Raw genomic sequence first — 8,037 nt, 5'->3', positions numbered from 1 at the left:
ACGGTGGCGCAGCCGCCCGTATCGGCGAAGCGCCGCGCACTGGCTTCGGCCGCGTGGTTGCCCCGGCTGATCGGATAGCGATCCACCGGGTGGTTCTCGTCGATCCAGTCGGAGCCGGCGTCGGCGTAGAACATGACGACGGACTCCTGGATCAGCCGGGGGACCCCGGCGTCCAGCGCGGCGGCCGTCACCGTCGCCGCCCCCTCGCCGCGCACCCGGTCGCCTCTCCGCCACGCCGACCGGAAGATGAACGCCGCGGTCGACGGCATCGCCGTGGCCAGGTTGACCACGGCGTCGTGCCCGGCGAACGCCGCGGCCAGCGCCCGCCGGTCGAAGAGCGAGACCGACACCGCTGTGGCGCCCTGGCTTTCCAGAACACCGGCCTTGGCGGCACTGCGGGCCAGGGCCGACACCGCGTGTCCGGCCCGGACCAGGGCGGGCACCGCGTGCCCGCCGATCGCGCCGGTACCGCCGGTGACGAAGACCCGCATCGGTCAGGCCGAGCCGAAGACGATCGGGACGTGCAGCGGCCCGCGGATGGCCGGGGTGTCCCGCCAGCGCACCGGACCGGCCGGTGCGGGCCGGCGGGCCAGCACCCGGCGCAGCGCCACGATGATCTCCAGCCGGGCCAGCGCCGAGCCCAGGCAGTAGTGCTCGCCGTGCCCGAAGGTCAGCGGCGCCGGCCCGCCGCGTCCCGGCCGGAACCGGTCCGGCTCGGGGTAGGCGGCCGGGTCGCGGTTGGCGGCGGCGATCACTACCAGCACCGAATCGCCGGCGGCGATCGTCACCCCGCCGATCCGGTGGTCCTCGGTGGCGACCCGCGCCGCCGCCTGCGCGGGTGCGTCCAGCCGCAGCAACTCGGTGACCACGGCGTCGTCGACCTCGATCTCCTCGGCCGGCCGGGTGCCGTCCGGGCCGGGTTCGAGCAGCCGGATCAGGCTGGCGCCGAGCAGGTTGGCGGTGGTCTCGTGGCCGGCGACCGCCAGCAGCACCGCGGTGGCGACGACGTCGTCGAGCTCCAGGGCGGGATCGGCGGCGATGAAGCTGATCAGGTCGTCGCCCGGGTGGGCGCGCCGGTCGGCGGCCAGCGGCAGGAACTCGGTGGTCAGCGCCGCCGCCGCGGCGGCCCCGGCCCGAACGTCGTGCGTGTCGGCCAGTGTGCCCAGCATCGCGATGATCGCCGGCGATGTCTCCTGCAGCAGCCGCAGACTCTCCGGCCCCAGGCCCAGCCACTCGCCGATCACCGCGATCGGCAGCGGCAGCGCGATCTCGGTCACGAAGTCGACGACGGCGCCGGCCGCCGCTGCGTCGACCACCCCGGCCGCGATCGTCTCCACCCCGTCTTCCAGCCCGGTGATGAACGACCGGGTGAACACGTCGCGCACCGACCCGCGCAGCCGCTGGTGCACCGGGCCGTCGGTGAACAGCATGGAGCGCCGGGAGAACTCGGCGTTGACCGGGTCCATCGCGGCGCGGGTGGCCGGGTTCGCCGACGGGTCGCTGGTCCAGCCGGTACCGCCCAGCACCTCACGGGCCGCCTGGTGGCCCAGCACCAGCCAGGCCCGCGCGGTGTCGTCCCAGATCACCCCGGCGGCCCCGCCGTCGCGGCGGCGGGCCTCGTAGAACGGGTACGGGTCGGCGGCCTCCCACGGCAGCCGAGGGGCGGTCAGGTCAGGGAGCGTCGCAGGGCTCATCGGCGCCGCTCCTCAGCATCGCTGCGCTCTGCATCGTCGCGGCGCGGGTCCATCCCGAACGGCAGGCCGCGCTGACGGATCCAGGCGACGTGCTGCTTGCCCAGCTCGGTGACCGGCTCGGCGACCCCGTCCATGTCGTCGACGATGGCCCGGGTGTACAGCGTCGCGCCCAGCGCCGCAAAGACCGCGTTCATCGAGACGGCGAGCCGGGGGAAGAACACGAACGCGGGTGGGGCGGACATCCGGCGCAGCGGGTGGTCGGCCGGGCGCACGTCGAACAGCGACTGGGTGACCCGGTCGATGCTCTCCCGGGTGTAGGTGAACGGCTGCGGGCTGACCATCTCGCTGATCGACGCGATCCACCACCGGTAGGTGTCTTCGGCGGTCAAGCTGGAATCCGGTGCGAAATAGCCACTTTCGGCCATCAGCGCCCACAGGTCGGCCTTGCGGCCCTCGATCGCGGCCCGCATCATCGTGACCATCTGGAACCGGGCGAGCTCCGGCAGCACGATGACGCAACCGAAATCGAGGAACCCCACCCGGCCGTCGGCCATGAACCGGTAGTTGCCCGGATGCGGGTCGGCGTGCATCAGGTTCGCGACCCGGTAGCAGCCGGCCGTCATCCGGCAGATCACCTCGGCCCAGGTGTCCTTCAGGTCCTGGTCGGCGTGTTGTGCCGCGGCGAAATCCAGCCCGTCCAGATACGTCATGGTCAGCACGCGGTCACCGGACGCCTGCGGGATCACCTCCGGCATCACGATGAACGGGTGGTCGCGGTAGAGCGTGGCGAACGCGGTGATGTTGGCCGCCTCGTGCCGGTAGTCGACCTCCTCGGAGATCCGCGCTGAGATCTCCCGGGCGGCCTGGCGCAGGTCGGGCAGCGGCCCGGTGGCCGCCGAGGCGAACCGGAACACCGTGGTCAACAACTCGGTGTTGGCCAGGTCGGCGCGGATCGCCTCGGCCACGCCGGGATACTGGATCTTCACCGCCACCTGACGCCGGTCCGGCAGCACCGCGCGGTGCACCTGCCCGATCGACGCCGCGGCCATCGGCTCGTCGGCGAACTCGGCGAAGACCTGCCCGACCGGCCGGCCGAGGTCGGCTTCGACGACGTGCCGGGCCAGTGCGGGAGCCATCGGCGGGGCATCGGCCTGCAGCCGGCTCAGCGCCCGCTGGTACGGGGAGAGCTCACCGTCGCCCACGGTGCCGGCGTCGACCAGGGAGAACATCTGCCCGGCCTTCATCAGCACGCCCTTGGAGTGTCCGAGCAGCTCGGCGTAGCGCTCGGCGGTGCGTTCGTGGAACCGCCCGACCGCGCCCCCGTTGCCGGTCTTCTCCCGCAGCGCGGCGACCACCCGCCCACCGGCGGCCCGGGCGGTGAACCCGGCCAGTGGCATGGTCCGCCGCACTCGTCCCCGAGGGACCGGTGGCCTGGCGTCGGTCATTGCTGCCCCCTTGGACCGCTGCTAAAGTGACTACTTGACAACACTAAGTGATCACTTTGGGATGGTCAATGGCGGCGACGACCCGAGACCGGCTGGTCAGCGAGGCGATGCGGCTGTTCAGCCGGCAGGGGTACCGGGCGACCAGCGTCGCCCAGATCGAGGCCGCCGCCGGGCTGGCGCCCGGTTCGGGGGCGCTGTACCACCACTTCAAGTCGAAGGAGCAGCTGCTGGCCGCCGGCATCGACCGGCAGCTCGACCGTCGCGGTGCGATGCGCGACATCCGGACGCTCTTCGCCGGCCTGGGTGACCTGGGCACCGAGCTGACCCTGCTGGGCCGGTACCTGCTCGCCGTCCTCGACGACGAGAGTCAGCTGCTGCAGGTCGCCGCCCGTACCCCGGCCGACCAGTCGGCCCGGCTGGGCGACGCCTACGCGGCGCTGGTGGACGGGCTGCACGCCGAACTCGCCGGCTGGATCGCCGGCTGGGCGCCGCAGCTGACCGAAACCGACGCGCACGCGATCGCCGCCGTCGGCGTCGACGCCTTGCTGGGCAAGCGCGTCACCCGGATCCTGTTCCACGCGTCGGCGACCGAGACCGCCGACGAGGACTACCTGGCCGAGTGGACGGCGATGCTGGCGGCGCGGATCGCGGCGCCGGCCGGCTGACTGCGCGTCCCGGTCACAGCAGGTACGGGATCAGCGCCTTGCGGTCGCTGGGGTACTCGGCGAACTTCTGCTGATACCACCGGTGGGTGTCCAGTGCCCGAGGGACCAGGTTGCCGGCGGTGATCAGCAGGATGACGACGCCGGGCAGCGCCCAGGTCAAGATCGCGAAGCCGGACCAGGCGATCAGTTCGCCGAGGTAGGTCGGGCTGGTGACGAAGCGGTAGCCGCCGCCGTAGGGAATCCGATACTCGGTGGTGCCCGGGTTGGTCCGGTCGCGCAGGTTCCGCACGATCGACTCGGAGTTGACTAGGAGCGCGAACCCGCACAGGTAGATCGCCAGGCCGACCAGGAAGCGCGGGTCGGTCAGCCAGCCGGTGCCGTACCGGCCGAGATAGTCGTGGCTGAACAGGGCCCCGTTGAGGTAGCCGTGCATCGACGTGACCAGCATGCCCAGCAGCACGACCGAGAGGTTGAAGGTGCTGCGCTTGCCGGAAATCTGGCGGATGGCCAGCGGGAAGAACCAGCCGCGGTTGGCGTAGTGCAGCGCCCAGATGCCGGCCAGCACCAGCGGCGCCGGCGCCAACCGGTCCGGCCCGCCCAGGTAGCTGACCAGGAACACCGCCGTCGCCGGAATCTCCATCAGCCACCACCCGAACTTCGGGTTCAAGTTGATGCCGCGCTTGCCCGACGAGAAGCGCCCGTAGGAGCTCTGGCCGAAGAAGCCGCCGACGATGACCAATGCGGCGAAGACGAACGCCGCGGTCAGGACGGAGTCATAGGCCGTGTTACCGGTGTACCAGTGCATACCTTGTGGTCTATCACGCAGCGGGACTGCGCTCGGGTGCGCATCTCACTGAGTGGTTCGGGAGGCGCGCTGAGCGAGCAGACGTGAAAGCCCCCACCCCGGGCCGGAAATGGGGGCAATAGCGTCTGCTCGCGGCAGAAGGACTCGCGGCAAAAGGAGCGGGCTCAGCGGGCGAACATCAGCGACCGCTTGACCTCCTGGATCGCCTTGGTCACCTCGATGCCACGCGGGCAGGCCTCGGTGCAGTTGAACGTCGTGCGGCAGCGCCACACCCCGTCCACCTCGTTAAGGATGTCCAACCGCTCGGCGGCGCCCTCGTCGCGGCTGTCGAAGATGAACCGATGGGCGTTGACGATCGCGGCCGGGCCGAAGTAGGTGCCCTCCGACCAGTACACCGGGCAGCTGGTGGTGCAGATCGCGCACAGGATGCACTTGGTGGTGTCGTCGTAGCGCAGCCGGTCGTGGTGGCTCTGGATGCGTTCCTTGGTCGGCTGGTTGCCGGTGGTGATCAGGTACGGCTTGATCGCCCGGTAGGCGGCGAAGAACGGCTCCTGATCCACCACCAGGTCCTTCTCCACCGGCAGCCCCTTGATCGGCTCGATGGTGAGGGTGATCTCCTTGCCCGGCGTCTTGGGCAGCAGGTCGCGCATCAGGGTCTTGCAGGCCAGCCGGTTGTGGCCGTCGATCCGAACCGCATCCGAGCCGCACACCCCGTGCGCGCAGGACCGGCGGAAGGTCAGCGAGCCGTCCAGGTAGCTCTTGACGTAGATCAGTAGGTTGAGCACCCGGTCACTGGGCAGGCAGGGCACCCGGAAGCTCTGCCAGCCGCCGGTGGCGGCGTACTGGTCCGGGTTCTCCGGGTTGTACCGGGCGATCTTGAGGGTGACCAGGTGCGCGCCGTCGGGTACCGGGGGCAGCGGCGGGTCACCGTCCTGCGGGCCGTCGACGACCGGGAGGGGTGAACCGATTAGCGAGGGGGCCATCAGTACTTCCGTTCCTTGGGTTCGTAGCGGGTCTGCACCACCGGCTTGTAGTCCAGCCGGATGTCGGAGAGCAGCTCTTTGCCCTGTTTGTAGGCCATGGTGTGGCGCAGGTAGTTGGTGTCGTCCCGGTTCGGGTAGTCCTCGCGGGCATGGCCGCCGCGCGACTCCTTGCGGTTCAGCGCGCCGACGACGGTGACCTCGGCCAACTCCAGCAGGAAGCCCAGCTCGATCGCCTCCAGCAGGTCGCTATTGAACCGCTTCCCCTTGTCGTGCACCGAGATCCGGGAATACCGTTCCTTGAGGGCGTGGATGTCCTTCAGTGCCTGCTTCAGCGTCTCCTCGGTGCGGAACACGGCGGCGTTGGCGTCCATCGACTGCTGCAGCGCGCCGCGGATGTCGGCGACTCGCTCGTTGCCGTGCTCGGAGAGGATGTCGGAGACCCAGTTGACCACCATCTCCGACGGGTTCTCCGGCATCTCGACGAAGTCGTGCTCATTGGCGTATTCGGCGGCGGCGATCCCGGCGCGGCGGCCGAACACGTTGATGTCCAACAGTGAGTTGGTGCCCAGCCGGTTGGCGCCGTGCACCGACACGCAGGCGCACTCGCCGGCGGCGTACAGCCCGGGGACGGTGGCGGTGTTGTTGCGCAGCACCTGCCCGGTGACCGTGGTCGGGATGCCGCCCATGACGTAGTGGCAGGTCGGGTAGACCGGTACCAGCTCGGTGACCGGGTCGACGCCGAGGTAGGTGCGGGCGAACTCGGTGATGTCGGGCAGCTTCTCCTCGAGCACCTTCGCGCCGAGGTGGCGCACGTCGATGTAGACGTAGTCCTTGTTCGGCCCGGCGCCGCGGCCCTCGAGCACCTCCAGCACCATCGAGCGGGCGACGATGTCGCGCGGCGCCAGGTCGACGATCGTCGGCGCGTAGCGCTCCATGAACCGCTCGCCGTCGCCGTTGAGCAGCCGGCCGCCCTCACCGCGCACGGCCTCCGAGATGAGAATGCCGAGCCCAGCCAGACCCGTCGGGTGGAACTGGTGGAACTCCATGTCCTCCAGCGGAAGTCCCTTGCGGAACACCACACCCATCCCGTCGCCGGTCAGCGTGTGCGCGTTGGAGGTGGTCTTGTACATCCGCCCGGAGCCGCCGGTGGCGATCACCACCGCCTTGGCGTGGAAGACGTGGATGGCGCCGGTGGCCAGCTCGTAGGCCACCACCCCGGTGGCCACCGGCCCGGTCGGGGTCTCGGTGAGCGACAGGTCCAGCACGTAGAACTCGTTGAAGAACTCGACCTCGTGCTTGATGCAGTTCTGGTAGAGGGTCTGCAGGATCATGTGGCCGGTGCGGTCGGCCGCGTAGCAGGACCGGCGGACCGGAGCCTTGCCGTGGTCGCGGGTGTGCCCGCCGAACCGGCGCTGGTCGATGCGGCCCTCCGGCGTCCGGGAGAACGGCATCCCCATGTTCTCCAGGTCCAGCACCGCGTCGATGGCCTCCTTGGCCATGATCTCCACCGAGTCCTGATCGGAGAGGTAGTCACCGCCCTTGATGGTGTCGTAGGCGTGCCACTCCCAGTTGTCGTCCTCGACGTTGGCCAGGGCGGCGCACATCCCGCCCTGCGCCGCGCCGGTGTGGCTGCGGGTGGGGTAGAGCTTGGTGAGCACCGCGGTGCGGGCTCGGGGGGCTGCCTCGATCGCTGCCCGCATCCCGGCGCCGCCGGCGCCGACGATCACCACGTCGTATCGATGTTGCTGTATCAACGGGCTGTCACCTGTTCACTACGATTTCTGCGGTTACTGCATTTTCCGGTTGTTGCACGCTCAGGAGATGTTGGCGTCGAAGGTCATCAGCACGTAGCTACCCAGTGCCAGCGTGAAGATCATCGAGACCACCAGCAGGCTCATCAGCCAGAATCGGCTGCGGTCGGAGCGGGTGTAGTCGCCGATGATGGTTCGCAGCCCGTTACCGCCGTGCAGCTCGGCGAGCCACAGCAAGGTCAGGTCCCAGCCCTGCCAGAACGGCGAATGCCAGCGCTCGGCCACGTAGTTGAAGTCGATCCGGTACACGCCGTTCTGCCACATCAGCATGATGAACAGGTGGCCGAGCACCAGGAAGACCAGCACGATCCCGGAGAAGCGCATGAAGATCCAGGTGTACTTCTCGAAGTTGGGCATGCCGGAGTGCCGGTGCGGGGAGCGTGGGTTGCCCAGGTTGGCCGGGCGGTCTCGATCCGGCGCGACGACCGGTGCGACCTGGCCGCGGCCCAGCTGCAGATCCGGGGTGCTCATCGGGTCTGCCCGATCCATCCGAAGTGTTCGGCCATGTGCGTGCCGAGCACCACCGCGACCGGCACCATCACCAGCAGCCAGACGACGCAGACCGTCCACAGCATCACCTTCTGGTACCGGCAGCCCTGCCACCAGAAGTCGATCAGGATCACCCGGATGCCGT

Annotated in this window: 9 protein-coding genes; 1 reads left to right on the top strand and 8 read right to left on the bottom strand. The window is 69.7% G+C overall.

Features of this window, described 5'->3' with window-relative positions; all coding sequences use genetic code 11:
- The 3 genes from AC2VNT_RS03555 to AC2VNT_RS03545 form a co-directional block, all read right to left on the bottom strand.
- A partial coding sequence (locus tag AC2VNT_RS03555) for an NAD-dependent epimerase/dehydratase family protein (RefSeq protein ID WP_486945545.1) occupies positions 1-491 on the bottom strand: 491 nt, incomplete at its 3' end.
- Positions 492-494: 3 nt separating this feature from the next.
- Complete coding sequence (locus AC2VNT_RS03550; protein ID WP_486945544.1) at positions 495-1,694, bottom strand: cytochrome P450; 1,200 nt, start codon at positions 1,692-1,694, stop codon at positions 495-497.
- A complete protein-coding gene (locus tag AC2VNT_RS03545; RefSeq protein ID WP_486945543.1) occupies positions 1,691-3,139 on the bottom strand; it encodes an ABC1 kinase family protein in 1,449 nt (482 codons plus the stop codon). Before AC2VNT_RS03545 ends, AC2VNT_RS03550 begins: the two co-directional genes overlap by 4 nt.
- A gap of 68 nt (positions 3,140-3,207) precedes the next feature.
- On the opposite strand from AC2VNT_RS03545, the gene AC2VNT_RS03540 reads away from it, so the two are divergent.
- A complete protein-coding gene (locus AC2VNT_RS03540; protein WP_486945542.1) occupies positions 3,208-3,804 on the top strand; it encodes a TetR/AcrR family transcriptional regulator in 597 nt (198 codons plus the stop codon).
- 13 nt (positions 3,805-3,817) lie between these two features.
- Here AC2VNT_RS03540 and AC2VNT_RS03535 read toward each other — a convergent pair whose 3' ends face one another.
- The 5 genes from AC2VNT_RS03535 to AC2VNT_RS03515 form a co-directional block, all read right to left on the bottom strand.
- Positions 3,818-4,609: a phosphatidylethanolamine N-methyltransferase family domain-containing protein gene (locus AC2VNT_RS03535; RefSeq protein ID WP_486945541.1), complete on the bottom strand. Its 792-nt coding sequence runs from the start codon at positions 4,607-4,609 to the stop codon at positions 3,818-3,820.
- A 164-nt stretch (positions 4,610-4,773) separates the two neighbouring features.
- A complete protein-coding gene (locus AC2VNT_RS03530) occupies positions 4,774-5,592 on the bottom strand; it encodes a succinate dehydrogenase iron-sulfur subunit (protein WP_486945540.1) in 819 nt (272 codons plus the stop codon).
- Positions 5,592-7,346 (bottom strand): succinate dehydrogenase flavoprotein subunit, encoded by a 1,755-nt coding sequence (gene sdhA, locus AC2VNT_RS03525; protein WP_486945539.1) that lies wholly within the window; start codon positions 7,344-7,346, stop codon positions 5,592-5,594. The genes AC2VNT_RS03530 and sdhA overlap by 1 nt, the downstream gene beginning before the upstream one ends.
- Before the next feature lie 60 nt (positions 7,347-7,406).
- Positions 7,407-7,874, bottom strand: a complete 468-nt coding sequence (locus AC2VNT_RS03520) for a succinate dehydrogenase hydrophobic membrane anchor subunit (protein ID WP_486945538.1) — start codon at positions 7,872-7,874, stop codon at positions 7,407-7,409.
- Positions 7,871-8,037: succinate dehydrogenase/fumarate reductase transmembrane subunit (locus AC2VNT_RS03515; RefSeq protein ID WP_486945546.1), on the bottom strand; the 167-nt coding region annotated here is incomplete at its 5' end. The genes AC2VNT_RS03520 and AC2VNT_RS03515, both read right to left, overlap by 4 nt.

The sequence above is a fragment of the Mycobacterium sp. TH-M15 genome (assembly GCF_057473705.1).
This window is presented reverse-complemented; position numbering and strand designations above follow the sequence as displayed.

Excerpts from the sequence above, each read along its gene's own strand:
- AC2VNT_RS03545 (WP_486945543.1), bottom strand. The coding sequence starts at position 3,139 with ATGACCGACGCCAGGCCACCGGTCCCTCGGGGACGAGTGCGGCGGACC.
- AC2VNT_RS03520 (WP_486945538.1), bottom strand. The coding sequence starts at position 7,874 with ATGAGCACCCCGGATCTGCAGCTGGGCCGCGGCCAGGTCGCACCGGTC.
- AC2VNT_RS03530 (WP_486945540.1), bottom strand. The coding sequence starts at position 5,592 with ATGGCCCCCTCGCTAATCGGTTCACCCCTCCCGGTCGTCGACGGCCCG.
- AC2VNT_RS03540 (WP_486945542.1), top strand. The coding sequence starts at position 3,208 with ATGGCGGCGACGACCCGAGACCGGCTGGTCAGCGAGGCGATGCGGCTG.
- AC2VNT_RS03550 (WP_486945544.1), bottom strand. The coding sequence starts at position 1,694 with ATGAGCCCTGCGACGCTCCCTGACCTGACCGCCCCTCGGCTGCCGTGG.
- AC2VNT_RS03535 (WP_486945541.1), bottom strand. The coding sequence starts at position 4,609 with ATGCACTGGTACACCGGTAACACGGCCTATGACTCCGTCCTGACCGCG.